This is a genomic window from Salegentibacter sp. T436, from assembly GCF_001932675.1.
Lineage (GTDB): Bacteria > Bacteroidota > Bacteroidia > Flavobacteriales > Flavobacteriaceae > Salegentibacter > Salegentibacter agarivorans.
This window is the reverse complement of sequence record NZ_CP012872.1, coordinates 256,454-275,683: the sequence shown is the minus strand read 5'-3', so window position 1 is coordinate 275,683 and position 19,230 is coordinate 256,454. Positions and strand designations below refer to the sequence as shown.

Annotated in this window: 19 protein-coding genes; 10 read left to right on the top strand and 9 right to left on the bottom strand. The window is 37.4% G+C overall.

Features of this window, described 5'->3' with window-relative positions; translation table 11 throughout:
* Positions 1–4: 4 nt before the first annotated feature.
* Positions 5–268, bottom strand: coding sequence for a helix-turn-helix domain-containing protein (locus tag AO058_RS01230; protein WP_075324860.1), 264 nt, complete (start codon positions 266–268; stop codon positions 5–7).
* Between the two features lie 261 nt (positions 269–529).
* Here AO058_RS01230 and AO058_RS18910 point away from each other — a divergent pair, with 261 nt between their 5' ends.
* Positions 530–961: a group II intron maturase-specific domain-containing protein gene (locus tag AO058_RS18910; protein WP_442974478.1), complete on the top strand. Its 432-nt coding sequence runs from the start codon at positions 530–532 to the stop codon at positions 959–961.
* Between the two features lie 117 nt (positions 962–1,078).
* Here AO058_RS18910 and AO058_RS01220 read toward each other — a convergent pair whose 3' ends face one another.
* Positions 1,079–2,845, bottom strand: coding sequence for a mechanosensitive ion channel family protein (locus AO058_RS01220; RefSeq protein WP_075324859.1), 1,767 nt, complete (start codon positions 2,843–2,845; stop codon positions 1,079–1,081).
* 155 nt (positions 2,846–3,000) lie between these two features.
* Here AO058_RS01220 and AO058_RS01215 point away from each other — a divergent pair, with 155 nt between their 5' ends.
* Both AO058_RS01215 and AO058_RS01210 read left to right on the top strand, forming a co-directional pair.
* Positions 3,001–3,762, top strand: coding sequence for a sterol desaturase family protein (locus AO058_RS01215; RefSeq protein WP_075324858.1), 762 nt, complete (start codon positions 3,001–3,003; stop codon positions 3,760–3,762).
* 188 nt (positions 3,763–3,950) lie between these two features.
* Entirely contained in the window at positions 3,951–6,404 is a 2,454-nt protein-coding gene (locus AO058_RS01210; RefSeq protein WP_075324857.1) for a zinc-dependent metalloprotease, read from the top strand.
* 105 nt (positions 6,405–6,509) lie between these two features.
* Here the strand turns inward: AO058_RS01210 and AO058_RS01205 are convergent, their stop codons facing one another.
* A complete protein-coding gene (locus AO058_RS01205; RefSeq protein WP_075324856.1) occupies positions 6,510–6,908 on the bottom strand; it encodes a hypothetical protein in 399 nt (132 codons plus the stop codon).
* A 269-nt stretch (positions 6,909–7,177) separates the two neighbouring features.
* On the opposite strand from AO058_RS01205, the gene AO058_RS01200 reads away from it, so the two are divergent.
* Positions 7,178–7,549 carry a response regulator gene (locus AO058_RS01200; protein ID WP_075324855.1) on the top strand — a complete coding sequence of 124 codons (372 nt, stop codon included), beginning with the start codon at positions 7,178–7,180 and terminating at the stop codon, positions 7,547–7,549.
* A 24-nt stretch (positions 7,550–7,573) separates the two neighbouring features.
* Here the strand turns inward: AO058_RS01200 and AO058_RS01195 are convergent, their stop codons facing one another.
* On the bottom strand, positions 7,574–8,251 hold the full coding sequence (locus tag AO058_RS01195; protein WP_075324854.1) for a M15 family metallopeptidase: 678 nt from the start codon (positions 8,249–8,251) through the stop codon (positions 7,574–7,576).
* Positions 8,252–8,362: 111 nt separating this feature from the next.
* On the opposite strand from AO058_RS01195, the gene AO058_RS01190 reads away from it, so the two are divergent.
* From AO058_RS01190 to AO058_RS01175, 4 genes are all read left to right on the top strand, one after another.
* Complete coding sequence (locus tag AO058_RS01190) at positions 8,363–9,109, top strand: SDR family NAD(P)-dependent oxidoreductase (RefSeq protein ID WP_075324853.1); 747 nt, start codon at positions 8,363–8,365, stop codon at positions 9,107–9,109.
* 194 nt (positions 9,110–9,303) lie between these two features.
* Complete coding sequence (locus AO058_RS01185; protein ID WP_075324852.1) at positions 9,304–11,955, top strand: PAS domain S-box protein; 2,652 nt, start codon at positions 9,304–9,306, stop codon at positions 11,953–11,955.
* 9 nt (positions 11,956–11,964) lie between these two features.
* Positions 11,965–12,342, top strand: coding sequence for a response regulator (locus AO058_RS01180; protein ID WP_075324851.1), 378 nt, complete (start codon positions 11,965–11,967; stop codon positions 12,340–12,342).
* Between the two features lie 78 nt (positions 12,343–12,420).
* Positions 12,421–13,194: an XRE family transcriptional regulator gene (locus AO058_RS01175; protein ID WP_075324850.1), complete on the top strand. Its 774-nt coding sequence runs from the start codon at positions 12,421–12,423 to the stop codon at positions 13,192–13,194.
* A 63-nt stretch (positions 13,195–13,257) separates the two neighbouring features.
* On the opposite strand, the gene AO058_RS18460 is transcribed toward AO058_RS01175, so the two are convergent.
* From AO058_RS18460 to AO058_RS01160, 4 genes are all read right to left on the bottom strand, one after another.
* A complete protein-coding gene (locus tag AO058_RS18460) occupies positions 13,258–13,419 on the bottom strand; it encodes a Vmc-like lipoprotein signal peptide domain-containing protein (protein WP_177195648.1) in 162 nt (53 codons plus the stop codon).
* Between the two features lie 30 nt (positions 13,420–13,449).
* Positions 13,450–13,761, bottom strand: a complete 312-nt coding sequence (locus tag AO058_RS01170) for a hypothetical protein (RefSeq protein WP_075324849.1) — start codon at positions 13,759–13,761, stop codon at positions 13,450–13,452.
* 129 nt (positions 13,762–13,890) lie between these two features.
* Complete coding sequence (locus AO058_RS01165) at positions 13,891–14,124, bottom strand: hypothetical protein (protein WP_075324848.1); 234 nt, start codon at positions 14,122–14,124, stop codon at positions 13,891–13,893.
* Between the two features lie 72 nt (positions 14,125–14,196).
* Positions 14,197–15,444 carry a 3-deoxy-D-manno-octulosonic acid transferase gene (locus AO058_RS01160; RefSeq protein WP_075324847.1) on the bottom strand — a complete coding sequence of 416 codons (1,248 nt, stop codon included), beginning with the start codon at positions 15,442–15,444 and terminating at the stop codon, positions 14,197–14,199.
* Between the two features lie 189 nt (positions 15,445–15,633).
* Here AO058_RS01160 and AO058_RS01155 point away from each other — a divergent pair, with 189 nt between their 5' ends.
* On the top strand, positions 15,634–16,767 hold the full coding sequence (locus tag AO058_RS01155; RefSeq protein WP_075324846.1) for a DegT/DnrJ/EryC1/StrS family aminotransferase: 1,134 nt from the start codon (positions 15,634–15,636) through the stop codon (positions 16,765–16,767).
* A 9-nt stretch (positions 16,768–16,776) separates the two neighbouring features.
* A complete protein-coding gene (locus AO058_RS01150) occupies positions 16,777–18,057 on the top strand; it encodes a metal-dependent hydrolase family protein (RefSeq protein ID WP_075324845.1) in 1,281 nt (426 codons plus the stop codon).
* A gap of 242 nt (positions 18,058–18,299) precedes the next feature.
* Here AO058_RS01150 and fabD read toward each other — a convergent pair whose 3' ends face one another.
* Positions 18,300–19,181 carry an ACP S-malonyltransferase gene (gene fabD / locus AO058_RS01145; protein WP_075324844.1) on the bottom strand — a complete coding sequence of 294 codons (882 nt, stop codon included), beginning with the start codon at positions 19,179–19,181 and terminating at the stop codon, positions 18,300–18,302.
* Positions 19,182–19,230: the final 49 nt, after the last annotated feature.

Genomic DNA, 19,230 nt, shown 5'->3' with positions numbered 1-19,230 from the left:
ATGGTTAATATAAGGAGGGATTAGTATTTTTTTCATTATAAGCTTTTACACCTTTATAAAACTTCTCCAAATCATCGAAATGGTGGGCAATTTTTAAAATGGTATCAATTGTTGAGTTTTTACCACTTTCAAATTTTTGAATAGTATATCGGGATATTCCCAGTTGATCAGCCAATTCTTGCTGGCTTAATTCAAAACGACCTCTCTGAAGTTTGCACCATTTACCTAGTTCTTCTTTGGTTTGCTTTATAGTGACGAGTTCGAGCATAATGTATGTTATAATAAACAAATATAGCTAAAAATCTTAATATGTGTATTATAATAAACCCAGTAATTAGGTTTATTCTGTCTTTTGCCCCATATTTACCATAACCTTGCGCCGGATCCTATGCTGTTTTTATAGTATACGGGAAGTTAAGCGTTAAGTAAAAACAGCATAGGTCGCATAGGATTGTGGTTCTTTTATTTGATCTATTTAACAGCATTAGCCGCAAACTAAGAATCATTGTTCTTATTTATAAAAATCAGGATGTGTATCAGTAGACTCCGAGCCCATCCAACAAGTATCCGAAAAATGAAACAGCGGTTAAAACAGCTTACATCAAGGAACAATGGATGGGGTGAAGACCAGAGAAAGGAAACACTCAACCACTACGTTAGAGGTTGGATGAACTACTTTAAAATGGCAGATATAAAAAGCCTGCTGAGAAACATAGATCGCTGGTATCGTCGACGTCTAAGGATGTGTATCTGGAAACAATGGAAACGCATTCGCACGAAAGAAAAGATGCTTATCAAGCTTGGCTTGAACAAGTGGAAAGCGTGGGAATATGCCAACACGAGGAGAAGTCACTGGCATATCGCCAACAGCTTTATCCTCACAAGGACCATTACCACGCACAGACTGAGAAAGGCTGGCTACCCTTTTCTGCTGGATTATTATCTTAAAGTTAGAACGTAAATTAGGGAACCGCTCAGTACGGATCCGTACGCTGAGTGGTGTGAGAGGACAGATAGGGAACAATAATCTTAATAAGATAATCCCTATCTTCCTACTCGATTTTGAATGCTGAGTATTCTAAATAGATGTACTCGAACCTTCAGGTGGGTAACTGGATTTGTTTTTTAATGCGTCAATTTGTTCGCGGGTAAATTGCGGAAGTGGCATTTCTCTTTCTTTCTTCAAGTTTTCAACTACGGCTTCTGCTTCAGCAGTTTTTTCTTTAGAAAGTCCCTGGTCTTTTCCGAAGTAAATAGTTTGCGATGGGAAAGCGAAATCGGTACCACTACGGTCTACAACATCCATCATTCGTAGCATGAGATCTTCACGAATTTCCAGGAATCCATTATAATCCTTAGCTTCCAAATAGGCGAAAATTTCAATATCCAGTGAATGGGCTCCAAAACCAATAAACCTAATTCTAGCCGGTTCTTCATAGACCTTAGGGTGCGCATAAAGCACTTTTCTCAATTCGGTAAGTAAATAGCGTAGCTGATCTGGCGATGTTTCGTATCTAAAATTTAAAACACTTATAAATCTAAACCTGTCCCTGTGGGCATAATTCTCAATCGTGTCAGATGAAAATGCTCCATTGGGAATGGTAACTACGGTGCGGTCTAAAGTTCTGATTCTGGTAGATCGAATACCAATCTTTTCAATTGTTCCAGTGATTTGCCCCACCCGGCAAAAATCGCCAACACGAATGGGCCTGTCGGCAATTAGGGTCACACTTCCCACAAAATTTTCTATCGTTTTTTGAGCTCCCAGGGCAAGAGCAATACCACCAATTCCCAGGGCGGCCAAACCGGTAGTTACATCAATGCCAATTGCCCCTAAACTAAATATTATACCAAAAATAACAATTGCGATCTTAGCCGCCCGCTGCAGAAATAATACTATTGAAACTCCCGCCGGATTTCCGCGTAATAACATTTTTTCCTGACTAAATTTTCCTATAAAATCTGATAGTCGCCAGAGGAGAATAAGAACAGCTACAATACCAACTATAATGGTGATAGCACTAAATTTTTGACGCAAAATAATAGATAGTTCCAGGTTTCTTGAAAATGCAACAAAAATCCAGACGACTACATATAATTTTAAGGGAAGTTTTACCGCGGTAATTATTCCTGAAATGGGTTCTTCTCTAATCCTTTTCCAAAGTTTTTTTAATAGAAAAATTATTGAAGAAATAATCAAAAAAGAAATAAGATAACTTAATCCAATAAGTAATAAGGCCACAATCCATTGTCCGGCAGGTACCCCACCCCAAAGATATTTATTAAGAAATCCCGGAATTATTTGGTCTACAAAAGCCGAATTTTGAAGGCTAACCGAACTTATGGCTTCGACTGTTTCAGCTGAAAAAAGCCAGATTCCATTTCCGGTTTCATCATCGTGCCGTTTTAGAAAAATCTCAATCAATTCATCGTCAGGGCTTACACTTCCTACTTTCTCCAGTTTTGGTTCAAAATCATCATCGGTTTTTCCCTTGGGATCATCGCTTATTAGATAATAGGGGAGCATACTTCCCTTTTGGTCAAATAGGCGTTGCAAAACCAGGACCACCCGTTCTTTCTCTTCTTCAGAAGTAATATTTCCCGGGAAATTGAGGTATCTCGAGGCGCGATTATAATTTTGCCCGGCCACAGCATTTATAAACCCAGTTACCGTACCACGTGGGGTTCTTCTGCCTAAAATATCTTCAGGAATTTCCTGGGCATCAGCTTCATTATTTTGACTATTCCCTAACGGAAACTGGGCGTTAGCAGGTATACTGCTAATGAATAGGAAAGCGATTAAGAATATGAATTTTACATAAAAAGGCTTGAATTCTCTCTTCATAACTGGGAAATTGGCTAAGTTAAACCGAAGATACTAAATTGTAAAGATTATAAGGTTTTACAAACCTTACGGGTAATTAAATTCTTTAAAGTTTAAGAATATTTTCTGAAAAGTTGATTTCCAAATAACGCTCTTATTCGCTACATTCGGTTAATATGGTTTTCTTCGAAATTAATAACCCGGGGCTTTTCTTTATTTGTGTGCTTATCTTTTTTGCCGCGGTTTTTCTAAGATATTTAATTTCCGCGGGAATATTCTACTGGTATTATTATAGACTGAAAAGTGAAAAATTCAGCAATAAAAGGTTAAGTAAACGTGGTTTTAGAAAAGGGCAGTTAAAAAAGGAAATTTACTGGAGCATGTGGTCATCGGTGATTTTTGGCTTTTTTGGCGCGCTTACCTATTTTCTTTGGCAAAAAGGCTTTACTGCAATTTATTTGGAGCTAGATAAATTTGGATTATGGTATTTACCGGCCAGTTTTATTTTACTTTCTCTGCTTCACGAAACTTATTATTATTGGGTGCATCGCTGGATGCACAAGCCAAAAGTTTTTAGGAATATTCATAAAGTGCATCACGATAGTTTAGTGCCCAGCCCATGGACGGCTTTTTCCTTTCATCCGTGGGAATCGCTGCTAGAAGCTATAGTAGTTCCGGTAATTCTACTCTTTCTGCCCGTTCATCCCATTGTGATTGGTGTTTATTTGATTTTTATGACGCTTAGCAGCGTGATAAATCATTTGGATATTGAAATTTATCCTAAAGCTTTTATGAATAGCCGCTTCGGAAAAATGTTTATTGGTGCCACGCACCATCATTTTCATCACGCCGAGTTTAAAACTAATTTCGGACTTTATTTCACTTTCTGGGACAGATGGATGAATACCGAAAGCAACTCAAAAATTTCTTCGGAATAAGGTGCTAAGAACTTTTCCCCGTCATCCTGAACTTGTTTCGGGATCTAAGTTATGGGTATTTTAGTCCTGTTAGAATTTGAAACATGTTCAGTTCAACGGTTGATTTATTTATAAATAACAATTCTTCCTTTCCTATATTTCAAACATTTTCTCAGGTTTCCTTATCTTGAAGCCAAAATAAAAAATTCATGATAAGAAAATTACCTATTCTGGGGTTGGCCGCAATACTTGCAGCTGGCTGCGGAAGTGAGAAATCTGTTTTTAGTAGTAAAGAGAAGTCGGCTGAAAACACTTCAAAAAAATCTACAAGCAGACTCAAATCCTACGATGAAGTCATCACTTCAGAAGCTGAATCTGATGAAGGACTTTTTACAACACATTTTGTAGATGATAAACTTTACTTTGAAATTCCTGTAGATTTACTGGAGAAAGATATGCTATTGGTAAGCCGTATCGCCGGTGTGCCCGATGGTTATGGCGGCGGTTATGTGAATGCCGGTTCTAAAGTTAACGAGCAGGTAGTGCGCTGGACGAAACGAAAAGGAAATATTGATGTAAAGGTGATTAGTTTTGAAAATATGAGCGATGAAGAATCGCCTATTTACAAATCGGTGCAGGCCAATAATTATTTCCCGATCCTCTTTAGTTCAGAAATTGAAACTTATAACGCAGATTCCACAAGTGTGGTAATTGAGGTAAGTGATTTGTTTGAAAACGAGGTGCAAGCTATTAATGGACTTTCTTCTTCTCTTCGGAAACGTTATAAAGTAAAGAAACTGGACCAGAGCAGGTCTTATATAGAGTCTGCCAGTTCTTACCCAAAAAACGTAGAGGTAAAACACGTAATGACTTACGAGGCTGAAGAGCCGCCAACACGCGACCAGGCTGGGACTATTTCTATGATAATGAATCAATCTATGATCTTGTTGCCAGACGATAAAATGCAGCCAAGAATTGCAGATCATCGAGTGGGCTGGTTTACTATAGATAAATACGATTATAATTCAGAAGAATTAAAAGCCGATGATTATGAACTGATTCGCCGTTGGGAATTAGTGCCTAAAGATATTGAAGCTTACAAACGTGGTGAACTGGTAGAGCCTGAAGAGCCTATAGTTTATTATTTAGATCCTGCCACGCCTGAAAAATGGCGCCCTTATTTTAAACAGGGAATTGAAGACTGGAATGTGGCTTTTGAAGAAGCAGGATTTAAAAATGCGATTATCGCTAAAGATCCGCCAACCAAAGAAGAAGATCCCGAGTTTAGCCCTGAAGATGTGCGTTACTCGGTGGTGCGTTACGTAGCCAGTACTACCAGGAATGCGGTGGGGCCTTCGGTAACCGATCCGCGAACCGGGGAGATTATTGAAAGTGACATTATTTGGTATCATAATCATTTGCGTTCTTACCGAAACCGGTATATGATTGAAGCCGGAGCGCAAACCGAAGATGCCAGGACTTTAAATACCCCCGAAACTGAAATCGGAGAAATGATGCGTATGGTAATTGCTCACGAAGTTGGCCACGCGCTTGGACTTCCGCATAATATGAAAGCGAGTTCTGCTTACCCAACAGATTCGTTAAGATCGGCTGAGTTTACCCAGAAATATGGTTTAACGCCATCTATCATGGATTATGCAAGGGTAAATTATGTTGCGCAACCGGAAGATGAAGGAGTGAGATATATTAGAATGATGGGACCTTATGATTTATATGCCATCAACTGGGGTTATAGATATTTGCCTGAAGCCGAGTCCGCCGAAGCGGAAAAAGAAAAATTAGATGAATGGATTTTAGAAAAAGCTGGAAATCCATGGTATGAATTTGGAAATGGTTATGGCGGAGTAGATCCACAATCGCAGCGAGAAAGTTTGGGAGATGACCAGGTGAAAGCCAGTGAATACGGATTGGCGAATCTTAAAAGAGTAGTGCCAAACTTAATTGAGTGGACTTCTAAAGACGGTTACGGTTATGACGATCTTGAAGAAGTGTACAGAGAGTTAACTTATATGTGGAGAGGTTATGTATCTCACGTGGTCGCCAATGTTGGCGGGGTTTACGAAACTCGTAAAACCTCTAATCAGGATGGCGTGGTTTATGAAAATGTTCCGAAGGAAAAGCAGGAAGAAGCTGTGAACTTTTTAGTTAAAGAGGCTTTCACAACACCAGATTGGTTGCTTAACCAGGAAATTTTAAACCGAATTGAAGCTTCGGGAGCTATAGAACGAGTGCAGAATTTGCAGACTCGTACCTTAAGTAGTTTGCTGGATGAAGATCGTTTAAACAGAATGATCTCCAATGAAGAAGTAAATGGTGATAAAGCCTATTCCGCGGTGAATTTAATGAGCGATTTACGAAAAGGTATTTTCAGCGAACTTTATAATCGAAATAAGGTTGATGCTTACCGGAGAAACCTTCAGCGTTCTTATGTAGATATTGCTTCAGAATATCTTAAAAAATTAAATGCTGAAGATAACGAAGCTTTATTGAAATCTGATATTTTACCTCTTATGCGCGGTGAAATGCAAACATTAAAGCGTGAGATAAATCGTAGAAAATCTGGAGTGAATCATTCATTGACTCAATATCACTGGGAAGATTTAATCGCCAGGATAGATGCTGCCTTAGATGTAGAATCTTAATTTTTAGCAGCAAAATCCATAGAAACCCCGAAAAGCGTAAACGTTTTTCGGGGTTTTATTTTTTGCTCAATATTCTGTCCCGACGCTTCGGGATCATTTTAGAATCTAAGTTGTTGCTTTCTGTGATGAGTTTATAAATTTCTGAATTTGTTCCATTTCTTTAATCGAATTGGTTGGAATATGTCTTGCTTTGCCGTTTTTAAGTTTTAGGCTTAAGCGTTTTCTTCCGAAGAAATTTTTTAGAATAGGATGCTGAATTTCATCTAAAGGAATCACTTCTTTAGTGCTAAGATTAGTGAAATAATACAATGTAAAAAGCGACACGAGACCAATCGGAATCCAAAGCCAGGTGAGAAAATCCCAGTTGGCTACCGGAGTTTTAAAAACCCGGAGTAACATTTGAAATATATTTGTAAACATCACGAATTTTAGCATCCAATAGGTGATTTTGATATTATCATCAATTTTTAGCTGCCTGTTCTCCTCGTCTAATTTTATCTTCATTGATCCAACAAAAATTTTAGTGAAAATACTAAAATTTCATAATGAATTTTAATTTTATAGGATTACCAATTATTTTTCTTTGGTTAACCTCATAAATATTGCATTTTTCTTATTGCGAAGGAAGCTTTACAGCGTATCTTTATGGCGTTAAAGTTACCTATAAACTTTAGCTCCAAAAGCGAGCATATGCAGAAGCCCCCCAGGTATGAAATTTTACTAGCCGAAGACAATTCACTTATTTTAAAGAATTAAGAAGTTTAAAGAAATTAGTGAATTGCCCAATAAAAGGCTTCTGGCAGGGTGGCGAATTAATAGATCACCTAAAACAAACTGCAAACTCAGAGCATTTAAAACTTATTTTTTTAGATCTAAATATGCCACGGGTAAATGGCTGGGATGTTTTGGGTTTTCTTGAAAATTTTAAATATAAAAATTCTATTTATGTAGTTATACTAAGTGCTTCTATGTATGAACCAGACCAAAATCGAGCTTTAAAATACAGTAGGGTTATTGGTTACTATGATAAATTTTTAGATACTCAGGAGCTTTCCGAAATTTTAGACCAGGAGGTTTTAAGAAACACCTTTAATTTTGAATTTAAGGAAGAATTAGAAGAAGGTGAAAGACCTCATGCGATTTAACTTAAGACTTAATCACCTAAAAATCTATTGTACCGGAAAATCGAAATAAGTTTCAGGATATGGTTCATTTCTCAAGGTATAATGCCACCACTCTTCGGGATAGGGCCGAAAGCCATTTTTAATCATTATTCGCTTCAATAACGAACGGTTAGCTCTTTGTTCTTTAGTGATTTTATTTGTGTTGTGGTGAGAAATATCTCCGAAGAAATCATAACCACTTCCCATATCTAACTCCTCTCCGGTTTGGATATTAATAATAGTAAGATCTACAGTGCTGCCTCGGGAATGCCCCGATTTAGTAGCGATGTAACCTAGCTGAAACAGGTCTTTTTTGGCAACATTTGGATAGAATTTTTGTTTGGTAAGCGTGTCTGCAGGAATTCTAGCCCATTCAATGAAATGGTTAACCGCTGTTTGCGGACGGTATGCATCAAATATTTTGAAACAATAACCTTCTGCCATTAAATCTTTTTGAGCTTCTTGCAGTGCAGTTGCAGCCGCTTCGGTTAAAATGGCTACCGGCTTTTGGTAGGCGTTTACCGGTTTTCCGATAAAATTATTACTTCCGGCATATCGAATGTCAAGCTTAATATCAGGTATTTTCTCTTTGAGGTAAATAAAGCCTTCCGGTAGCTTTTTATCCTGGGCCGTGACGAAATTAAAACTAATTAAAATTAATAAAAGGTAGGTTAAGCTTTTCATTTGTATTCAATTTTAAGCCAAGTTACTTAAAATATTATTCCCTGATATTCCTCATATTATTTTGGTATTTAAAAGGCTAATTTTAAGCTGTTTAATTTAAATAATCAAGCCATGGAATTAAAAGGTAAAGTAGCGCTCATAACTGGAGCAGCGTCGGGAATTGGAGAAAGTACAGCTTTGCTTTTTGCAAAGGAAGGTGCCCGGGTTTTTCTAACCGATATAGATATTGAAAAAGGAGAGAAACTGGCGAAGAAAATTAATGAGGATGGTGGAGAAGCTGTATTTTTTAAGGCAGATATTTCTAAAGCCCAGGACTCTGAAAACAGTGTTATTCAGGCAGTAAAGAAATTCGGTAAATTAGATATTGCAGTGAATAATGCGGGAGTGGGAGGGCCACAACACCCCGTGGGCGAATATCCGGTTGAAGGCTGGGATAAGGTGATTGCTATAAATCTTTCGGGCGTTTTCTACGGGATGAGATATCAAATTCCAGAAATGCTTAAAAATGGTAAAGGTTCAATTATAAATGTGGCTTCTATTTTGGGAAGCGTAGGTTTTGCGAATTCGGCAGCATATGTTGCGGCAAAACACGGGGTGGTAGGTTTAACAAAATCTGCAGCCCTGGAATATTCTGCCAAAGCTATAAGGGTAAATTCTGTTGGCCCTGCGTTTATAAATACCCCAATGTTAAAAGATTTAGATAAAGATTTGTTATCGCAGTTGGTAAATGCACATCCAATTGGGAGATTGGGAGAGGCAGATGAAGTAGCCCAGTTATTTTTATGGCTGGCAAGCGAGAAGTCGTCTTTTGCTACTGGCGCTTACTATCCTATTGATGGTGGGTATTTAGCGCAATAATTCTTTTTAAATTAATTGCTTAAGAACCGATGAAAAATTATTTTCGTCGGTTTTTTTATTGAAGTTTGTTTCTCCTTTTTATGAGCTATAACTTTATGATTTTCATAAGAAATAGAAAAGGAAATTGCTGTTTTAAAATAGTAATTTAGTGGCTTTAATTTAGCACATTTAAACTGAAGATTTAGATAATATTTATGGTAGAATCTGACACCTCTAAACTTCCTAAAGAGGAATTAGCCAATCTTAAAAATTATGCCAGCGGATTACTTAAAACCGTTAGAGAACCACTATTGGTATTGACTGTAAACCAAAATGTAGTGGCATACAACGCTAATTTTGAGAAAAAATTTAAAATTAGTGAAAAAGAGGAAGGGGTTTCAGTTTTTAATTTTAATCAGAAACAATTAGATACTGCTGAATTTAGAGAAATTCTGAAAGAGCTTCAAAATGGAGAGAAATCTATTTCTGATAGAATTGTAGCGCTACATTTTTCCGAAAATACAAAAAAGAAATTCTCTGTAAATGCTTCTTTACTTTCACTGCCAGCTACAAATCCGTTAATTCTTATAAGTTTTAAAAGGCTTAAATCAACTGGCAGGTTATCCCGTCAGGAAAAAGTTTTTAATAGAATTGTAGACAATATTCTTTCTAATGCGCCAGCTGCAATTTGTATTCTTAGAGGGCCCGAGCATACTTTTGAGGTAGCAAATGAAAATTATCTTAAATTAATTGGTAACAGGAATATTATAGGGAAAACGGTAAAGGAAGCCCTGCCAGAGGTAGGGAATCAAGGTTTTATAGATCTTTTAGATACCGTATACTCAACAGGCGAACCATATATTGGTAACGAGCTTGCTATTAATCTTCAGGACAAAAAGGGGGAATTTAAAAATTCATTTCTCAATTTTGTTTATGAACCCACCCGGAATAAAAAAGGTAAAATAGATGGTGTTTTTGTCCATGCTATTGATGTGACCGAGCAGGTCCTGGCTCGTAAAAAGATTGAAGAAAATGAAGACCGGTTAAAAGAAGTTATTGATGCCGTTCCTGCAATTATTTGGATTACCAATGATCAAGGAGAAAGTACCTTTTTAAATAAAAATTGGTATTCCTATACTGGTCAAAAAGTGGAAGCTGCAAAGGTTTTTGGTTGGTTGGAAACAATTCATCCTGAAGATTATGATGGAGCTAAAACGAGTTTTCTTGAAGCGCAAAAAGAAAGAAAACCATACAGCTCTACCTTTAGGCTTCAAAGTGCAAAAGGGGATTACCGTTGGGTTATGGATAAAGGAAGCCCCAGGTTTGACGCGAACGGGGAATATGAGGGGATGATAGGTACGGTAATAGATGTGCACGACGAAAAAATAAAAGAAAACCTGGTGCGGGAAAAAGAACACCGCATGCAGGGAATTGTAAAAGAAGCTACGGTAGCAACCGCTATTTATACCGGGATAGACATGAATATTGAGCTGGCTAACGATGCCATGCTTAAACTTTGGGGAAAAGATACTTCGGTTATAGGAAAGCGCTTAGCCCAGGCTCTTCCCGAGTTAGACGGACAACCTTTTTTAGAATTACTTAGAAATGTTTATAGAACCGGCGAAACCTATTGGGGAAAAGAAGATAAAGTAGATCTTCTTATAGATGGTGAAATGCAAACCGGTTTTTACAATTTTACTTACAAACCATTGCGGGATAAAAACGGGGAGATCTACGGGATTTTAAATATGGCAATAGATGTAACCGAATCTGTGAAGTCTAAAATGCTATTAAAGGAAAGTGAATTTCATTTTAGGCAAATGGCCGATTTAATGCCTGGAATGGTTTCAAAAACCGATGCCCGTGGAAATGATATTTATTTCAATAAAAACTGGTTAGATTTTACAGGGCAGGCAAGTGAAAGCCTTAAGAAAATTGGCTGGGTAGAATTTATTCATCCCGATGAAAAACAAACGTATTTAGAAGCCTGGGAAAATTGCCTTGACACCGGCTGCGATCTTGAAATGCAACTGCGTTTAAAAAATAAAGAAGGAAAATATATTTGGCATCTAAGCAGGTGTGAAGCGGTTAAGGAAGACGATGGCTCCATAAAAATGTGGATTGCCGCAAATACCGAAATCGATAAAATTAAGGAAGAGGAAAAACGTAAAGAAGAATTCCTTAAAATGGTTAGTCACGAGTTAAAAACCCCGGTTACCTCTATAAAAGGTTATGTACAATTATTATTAAGCTTACTTAAAAAACAGGGGGAAGCAGAAGCTTCTAACCTACCATTAAAACCTTCCTTAGAACGTATAAATCACCAGGTTTCAAGATTAACAAGATTAATTTCAGAAATACTGGATCTTTCCAGAATACGGGAAAATCAGTTGGAATTAAAGAAGGAAGAATTCAATTTAAATGAACTGGTTGCCGAGACTATTCAGGATATAAATTATACCAATACACAGCATAAAATAGACCTGGAAAGTGAAGTGCAGGCTATGGTAGTGGCAGATAGGGATCGTATTGGGCAGGTAATTATTAATTTAATAATAAATGCCATAAAATATTCACCTGGCAGCCTCAATATTAACGTAAAGATCGTAAAGAAAGCCAGCGATAAAATAAAAGTAATTATAAAAGATTACGGTATTGGAATTAGTACCGAAAACCATAAAAAAATCTTTAAAAGATTTTATAGAGTGGGGGTTAAAAGTGAAGAGACTTATTCAGGTTTTGGTATAGGATTATATTTGGCGAATGAAATTATGGAAAGACATAATGGAGAAATAGAAGTGAAAAGCAAATTAGGCGAAGGTTCAGAATTTTCATTCATTCTGGATGCTGCGCAAATTACCTCTTAATATATAAATATGCAGAAAAATACAAAGATTCTGGTTGTAGATGATGATTCGGGAATTGGTGAAATGTTAAAAACATTACTGGAATTTTACGGTTATGAAGTAATTGTAACCGAAAAGCCATTATTGGCTGAAGAATTAATCCAGCAGAAAAATATAGATATCGTACTTTTAGATATGTTAATTTCTGGCGTTGACGGCACCGATGTTTGCGCCGGAATAAGAAAAAATCCTGATATTGAAAAAACTCCTGTTCTTATGATGTCGGCCTTGCACGATGCCGGTCCAAAATGTAAAAATGCAGGCGCTAACGATTTTATTGCAAAACCTTTTGAAGTAGAAGACCTTACTGAAAAGATAGAAAAAATACTTGGCGCACAAAAAGAATAGAATACATTTCTTTTGTAGATATGGAATTTATCCAATAAATTTGATTAATATTGGATAAATTCCTAAACATTAGAAATTATGGGCCAGCCTCCATCTATAGACATCAAACATTTTAAAGAAGTAAGGGAAGAAAATAACTTTACCCAATCTGAATTTGCCGAACTTTTAGGGATAAAAAACTCAACAGCCGATATTGAACGCGGGCGTACCAAACTTTCTGGAAAAGTGGTCGCCGAGCTTTTAAGTCAGTTTGGAATAAATCCTTTATGGCTGTTTGGGCAGAGTGGTCAAAAGTATTTACAGTTAAGCAAAGGCGATGTGAGCCCTAAGGTTGTTACCGTAGATTCTTCAGATAATGAAAATATGGTAATGGTAAACCAAAAAGCGGCTGCCGGTTATCCTCATAACGTTCAGGATGTAGAATGGTACCAGCAATTACCAGCATTTGATATTCCCCTGCCGGAATTTAGAAACGCCACCTATCGTGGGTTTCAAATTGAAGGAGACAGTATGTTGCCCAACTATTATCCCAAAGAATGGGTTTTGGCTAAAGCGGTACCAGATTTAGACCAGGCGAGTAATAATAAAATTTATGTGGTGGTTTTACAGGATTCTGTGCTGGTTAAAAAACTTCAAAAACTGCCCGATGCTTCTAAAATCCTTTTAATTTCATTAAATGAAGAATATCTTCCTATAGAAGTAAATATTAATGAAGTACAGGAACTCTGGCAGGTAAATTCTAAACTTACCTTTAATTTAGACAACCCTTCAGAAAGCGGACTGTTTAGAGAATTAAAGCAATCTATGGAAGATCTTAAACGGGAACTAAAATCGTTTAAAAAGCAAGCATAAAAAAAATCCTTTTTGAATTTAATCAAAAAGGATTTTCTCTTTGGTTGGTTAATTTGTTAGATCCTACATGTCGTCTGTAGCATCTTCTACTTCATCTCCTACGTCTTCTGCAGCGTCTTCAACATCGTCTGCAGCTTGTTCCACACCAGATTTTTCTTCTCTACAAGAAGTAAAAACCGCAGCGGTACTAAAGGTAATAGCGAGCATTAAAATTAATTTTTTCATAGTTCTAAGTTTAGTTAATTATTAATAGAATTAATAGTCGTCGTTACCTTCAACTTCATCCTCAACTTCGTTGGCAGCATCTTCTACTGCGTCACCGGTTTCATTAGCTGCATCTTCAACAGCGTCTCCGGCATCGTTAGCGGCATCTTCAATGTCATCTCCAACATTATCCAAATCATCCTCCATCTCGTTCATTTCGCCTTCCATTTCTCTTTCCATTTCTCTTTCCATTTCTTCACCCTCCATTTCCATTTCGTTCTCTTCTTCATTAACCTCACGGCAGGAAGTAAAAGCTGTACTAAGGGTAAAAAACATAGCGAGCATTAAAATTGATCGTTTCATAAATTTGGTTGTTTCTAGTTTATTAAAGCAAAATTAGAAATGTAAAAGTGGATTTTAACAGAAACAATATTAAAATTTTCATAAAAAATAACGAAAACACTTCCTTTAAACCTGTTTTATTGTTTTTGTTTAATTATCGTCAATTTTATCTAACTCTTCGTCTATTTCTTCATTTACCTTGCCGTCTACTTTTTCGCCTGCACGTTCCAGGATTCCTTTACGTTCTTCTTCAGGCTCTGCTGCTTCCTCTTTTTCAACTTCAACTTCCCTAACCACGGTTTCTTTTTCTGTAGTTTCACGGCAGGAGGTAAAGCTCACAGCGGTAAACAGTAAAATTACTCCAGTAATAAGTACTCGTTTCATAATGTTTAGTTTATTAATTTATATGTCGAAATTACAATATAAATGTTAGCTGTATTTATTTTTTAGGAAACTTTAGCTAAACCCGGGTAAACGCTTTAGGTAATTAATTACGGTTTGGGTAGCCCCGGTATTACTATTAATAAAGTGTCCGGCAATCATTCCGGTTTTTTCTCTGTAATCTTTATTGGCAACTAACTTTACTAATACCTCGTTAAATTCTGAAGAATTTTCTACTGAAAATAAACCGGCAAGCTGCCGTAACCGAATAGCTTCCGGGAAGTTTTTATAATTCTTCCCTATAATAACAGGAATTCCGAAGGTTGCGGGTTCTAAAATATTATGAAGTCCCGAAGTTCCCGCAGCGCCGCCTACATACGCAATACTGGCATAACTGTAAACCTTGCCCAATAAACCTATGGTGTCTAAAATTAATACCTCAAAATTTGCCAGGTCGTGGTTCTCCTTTTTTGAATATCGAATAGTTCTCTTCTTAATTTTTTGCTCCAGCACCTTTATTTTTTCTTCCTTAATCTCGTGAGGTGCGATTATTATCTTTATTTCTGCTGAGGTTTTATTGATAAATGGAAGCAAGATTTCTTCGTCTTCAGTCCAGGTACTTCCAGCAACGAGACAGGTTTCATTATTTATAAATTCTTCGGCAAAATCGAGCTTATTATCATATTGTATTTGCCTTGATACGCGATCAAATCGCGTGTCACCGCTTAGGGTAATATTATTAAAACCAATAGATTTAAGTAATTCTACTGAAGCTTCATTTTGCACAAAAAAATGATCAAATCTTGAGAGGGCTTTCCGCATAAGTCCGCCATAAGGTTTAAAATATATTTGGTTTTCTCTAAAAGCTCCCGAAACCAATAAACTTTTAATATTTCGGTTATCCAATTCGGTTAAGAAATTTGGCCAGATCTCATATTTAATAAAAAATGCAATTTTTGGCTTAACTAGCTCAAGAAATCGATTTGCGTTGCCCGGGGTGTCCAGCGGCAGATAGGTAATTACATCTGCCAGCGGATGGTTTTTCTTGTTTTCGTAACCCGAAGGAGAAAAAAAAGTAATCAATACTTTATACTTGGGAAATTCCTTTTTTACCTCTTCAATAATGGGCAAAGCCTGTTCAAATTCGCCCAGGGAAGCCGCATGAAACCATAAGTATTGAGAAGCAGGATCTATTTCAGCCTCTAATTTATCAAAAACCGATTTTCTGCCCTCGGTAAACAATTTGAGTTTATGATTAAACCTGCCTGCCAGCGGTAATGCTTTTCCGGCAATTTTCGTAGCTAAGTTGTAAAGTGACTTCAAAATAACTTGTTTCTTATGCGAAAATAGGCCTTTAATTAAAATTGATTGGCAATAGGGAGCTTATTTCGTATTTTCGTGACTCTAAAAAAACACATGAAACCGGCATTATGCGGGTTCCAAATAATGGCAGTAAATGAACAGAATCATTAGTCCCTGCTAATTTAAATTGGGAAGAAAAAATATAGATAGATGAGAAAGATACAGATGGTTGACCTTAAAGGTCAATATGATGGAATAAAAGATCAGGTAAATTCTTCTTTTCAGGAAGTTATAGAAAATGCGGCATTTATTAATGGTCCTGAAGTTCAGCAATTTCAAAAAGATTTAGAAGAATATCTCCAGGTTAAGCACGTAATTCCCTGTGCCAATGGGACCGATGCTCTACAGATAGCGATGATGGGTCTTGATCTAAAACCGGGAGACGAAGTAATTACTGCCGATTTCACTTTTGCGGCTACCGTTGAGGTGATAGCGCTTCTTCAGTTAACCCCTGTGCTTGTAGATGTTGAACCCGATAGTTTTAATATAGACCCCGAAGCCATAAAAAAGGCAATCACGCCAAAAACCAAGGCCATTGTTCCTGTTCATCTTTTTGGTCAGGCTGCCAATATGGATGCGATTATGGAAATTGCCAAAGAGCACAATCTTTATGTAATTGAAGATAATGCGCAGGCCATTGGAGGGAATTATCATTTTAAAAACGGCGAAACTCAAAAAACTGGTGCAATTGGACATATAGGTGCTACTTCTTTTTTTCCTTCTAAAAATTTGGGGTGTTACGGTGACGGTGGTGCTATTTTTACCAACGATGATGATTTGGCGCACACTATTCGAGGAATTGTAAATCACGGTATGTACGAGCGTTATCATCACGATGTAGTGGGAGTTAATTCCCGGTTAGATAGTTTGCAGGCGGCGGTTTTACGAGCAAAACTTCCAAAATTAGATTCTTATAATGAAGCCAGAAGAAAATCTGCCAAACAATATTCTGAAGCTTTTAAAGGCCAGGAAGATATAATTACACCGGTACTACTAGACAAAGAAGATACTCACGTTTATCACCAATATACCTTGAAAATTAAAAACGGAAAACGTGATGCCCTGGCAAAGCACCTGCAGGAGAAGGGAATTCCATTCGGAATTTATTATCCAATTCCCCTACATAAGCAAAAAGCCTACACAGATTCAAGATATAATGAAGCCGATTTCCCGGTGACCAATCAATTGGTTCAGGAAGTACTTTCCTTACCAATGCATACCGAATTGGATGATGAACAAATTGAGTATATTACCGCTACCATCAAGAATTTTTTAGACACTTAAATTTTTAATATGAAAAAACTTTTAATTTTTTGCTTCGGAATATTCTTATCTGCAGGGCTTCAGGCACAGGATTTCTACATACAGGCCGGGAAATTGGTAGATACAAAATCAGGAAAAGTACTAACTGAAAAAACAATAATTGTTTCTGAAAAAAGGATTAAAAGTATAGAAAACGGATTTGTAAATCCGGAAAGTGAAAATGATTCACTAATAGATCTACGTGATAAAACCGTGCTTCCGGGGCTAACCGATATGCATGTGCATCTGGAAAGTGAAACAAATCCGCAAAAATATATGGAGCGTTTTATAAACGATCCAGAAGATGCGGCATTTAACTCGGTTGGTTTTGCTAAAACCACGCTATTGGCCGGTTTTACTACAGTTAGGGAATTAGGCGGAAGCGGGGTAAATATTGCCCTTCGCGATGCTATAAATAAAGGAAAAATTGACGGTCCTAGAATTTTTACCGCCGGAAAATCTTTAGCAACTACAGGAGGTCACGCCGATCCAAGCAACGGAATGAATAAGGAATTAACCGGAGACCCCGGGCCAAAGGAGGGTGTGGTTAACGGTCCTGAAGATGCTGCAAAAGCAGTTCGGCAACGTTATAAAAATGGTGCCGATTTAATTAAAATTACAGCTACCGGCGGAGTTCTAAGTGTAGCTAAAAGCAGTTCTAATCCGCAGTTTACCGAAGACGAAATAAGAGCAATCGTAGAAACTGCAAATGATTATGATTTTCACGTGGCAGCGCACGCTCACGGCGATGAGGGGATGCAGCGCGCCATTAGAGCCGGTGTAAAAACCATTGAGCATGGTACAAAGATGAGCAAAGAAACAATGGATTTAATGAAAGAACACGATGCTTACCTGGTACCAACAATTACAGCCGGGAAAGAGGTGACTCAAAATGCCGAAATTGAAAATTACTATCCTGAGCTTGTAGTACCAAAGGCAAAGGAAATTGGACCTCAAATTCAGGATATGTTTGCGCGCGCCTATAAAAGGGGAGTAGGTATTGCTTTTGGTACTGATGCCGGAGTTTTTAAGCACGGTGAAAATGCGCGGGAGTTTGTTTATATGACAGAAGCCGGAATGCCGGCAATAGAAGCAATTCAAAGTGCTACAATTACGGCAGCTAAAATTTTAAAAATGGAGGATGAAATTGGTCAGATTGCCGAAGGCTTTTATGCCGATATTATTGCAGTAGACGAAGATCCAACCGAAAATATTGAGACTTTAAAAGAAGTGAAATTCGTAATGAAAGAAGGAAAGATTTATAAAAAATAAATTCCTTTATCACTTCCAGCGGAGTTGTGAAGTTTTTTCTGTAAACAGATAGAAATAAAAAATCCTGAAGTTCACAACTTCAGGATTTTTTACTTTCAGGAATTTCTTCTGTCTCTTGGAATCCAAGTTTCTACCGTCACGCTGAATTTATTTCAGGATCTAACGTATTAGAAGCTGAAACGCGTTCAGCTTGACGAAAGATTGTTATTCAGAAAGCCTACTTTAATTCTGATTTTTCAGTCCTAGATAGAAGCCGAAGCGGTTTCCATTTGTCGGTCTATTTTTTTAACTAACCCCTGTAAAACTTTTCCGGGGCCTACTTCGGTAAAATTAGTAGCACCGTCCTTAATCATATTTTGAACACTTTGTGTCCATTTCACTGGGGCGGTTAATTGAAAAACCAGGTTTTTCTTAATCTCTTCTGGGTCGGTTACAGCAAAAGTGCTCACGTTCTGATAGATTGGACAGGTTGGGGTATTAAATGTTGTGTTTTCTATTGCAGCAGCAAGTTCTTTTCGGGCTGGTTCCATTAATGGCGAGTGGAAAGCACCGCCTACAGGTAAGATCATTGCTCTTTTGGCACCGCGTTCTTTTAAAGTTTCACAAGCAGCTTCAACCGCTTTTATATCTCCAGAAATCACTAATTGCCCCGGGCAGTTATAATTGGCAGCTACTACAATTCCATCTGTTTCGGCGCAAACAGCTTCAACAACTTCATCTTCCAGGCCTAAAACAGCGGCCATAGTAGAAGGTTCTAATTCGCAGGCTTCCTGCATTGCCATAGCACGTTTATAAACCAGCTTTAATCCGTCTTCAAAAGAAAGGGTGTTATTGGCCACGAGTGCAGAAAGTTCACCCAGAGAATGTCCGGCAACCATATCTGGTTTAAAATCTTCGCCTAAAACCTTGCTTAAAATAACCGAGTGTAAAAATACGGCTGGTTGTGTAACTCTGGTTTGCTTTAGGTCTTCAGCAGTACCTTCAAACATAATATCGGTAATTGAAAAACCTAAAATTGCGTTGGCTTTTTTAAATAGATCCTGTGCTTTAGTAGATTTTTCAAAAAGGTCTAATCCCATTCCTGAAAACTGGGCTCCCTGACCGGGAAAAATATATGCGTTCATAATATTCAATTTAGATTCGGCTAAAATAGAAATAATAAAAAAGACCTCA

Excerpts from the sequence above, each read along its gene's own strand:
- fabD (WP_075324844.1), bottom strand. The coding sequence starts at position 19,181 with ATGAACGCATATATTTTTCCCGGTCAGGGAGCCCAGTTTTCAGGAATG.
- AO058_RS01195 (WP_075324854.1), bottom strand. The coding sequence starts at position 8,251 with ATGAAAAGCTTAACCTACCTTTTATTAATTTTAATTAGTTTTAATTTC.
- AO058_RS01210 (WP_075324857.1), top strand. The coding sequence starts at position 3,951 with ATGATAAGAAAATTACCTATTCTGGGGTTGGCCGCAATACTTGCAGCT.
- AO058_RS01205 (WP_075324856.1), bottom strand. The coding sequence starts at position 6,908 with ATGAAGATAAAATTAGACGAGGAGAACAGGCAGCTAAAAATTGATGAT.
- AO058_RS01190 (WP_075324853.1), top strand. The coding sequence starts at position 8,363 with ATGGAATTAAAAGGTAAAGTAGCGCTCATAACTGGAGCAGCGTCGGGA.
- AO058_RS01150 (WP_075324845.1), top strand. The coding sequence starts at position 16,777 with ATGAAAAAACTTTTAATTTTTTGCTTCGGAATATTCTTATCTGCAGGG.
- AO058_RS01180 (WP_075324851.1), top strand. The coding sequence starts at position 11,965 with ATGCAGAAAAATACAAAGATTCTGGTTGTAGATGATGATTCGGGAATT.
- AO058_RS01175 (WP_075324850.1), top strand. The coding sequence starts at position 12,421 with ATGGGCCAGCCTCCATCTATAGACATCAAACATTTTAAAGAAGTAAGG.
- AO058_RS01185 (WP_075324852.1), top strand. The coding sequence starts at position 9,304 with ATGGTAGAATCTGACACCTCTAAACTTCCTAAAGAGGAATTAGCCAAT.
- AO058_RS01170 (WP_075324849.1), bottom strand. The coding sequence starts at position 13,761 with ATGAAACGATCAATTTTAATGCTCGCTATGTTTTTTACCCTTAGTACA.
- AO058_RS01230 (WP_075324860.1), bottom strand. The coding sequence starts at position 268 with ATGCTCGAACTCGTCACTATAAAGCAAACCAAAGAAGAACTAGGTAAA.
- AO058_RS01220 (WP_075324859.1), bottom strand. The coding sequence starts at position 2,845 with ATGAAGAGAGAATTCAAGCCTTTTTATGTAAAATTCATATTCTTAATC.
- AO058_RS01155 (WP_075324846.1), top strand. The coding sequence starts at position 15,634 with ATGAGAAAGATACAGATGGTTGACCTTAAAGGTCAATATGATGGAATA.
- AO058_RS18910 (WP_442974478.1), top strand. The coding sequence starts at position 530 with ATGTGTATCAGTAGACTCCGAGCCCATCCAACAAGTATCCGAAAAATG.
- AO058_RS01165 (WP_075324848.1), bottom strand. The coding sequence starts at position 14,124 with ATGAAACGAGTACTTATTACTGGAGTAATTTTACTGTTTACCGCTGTG.
- AO058_RS18460 (WP_177195648.1), bottom strand. The coding sequence starts at position 13,419 with ATGAAAAAATTAATTTTAATGCTCGCTATTACCTTTAGTACCGCTGCG.
- AO058_RS01215 (WP_075324858.1), top strand. The coding sequence starts at position 3,001 with ATGGTTTTCTTCGAAATTAATAACCCGGGGCTTTTCTTTATTTGTGTG.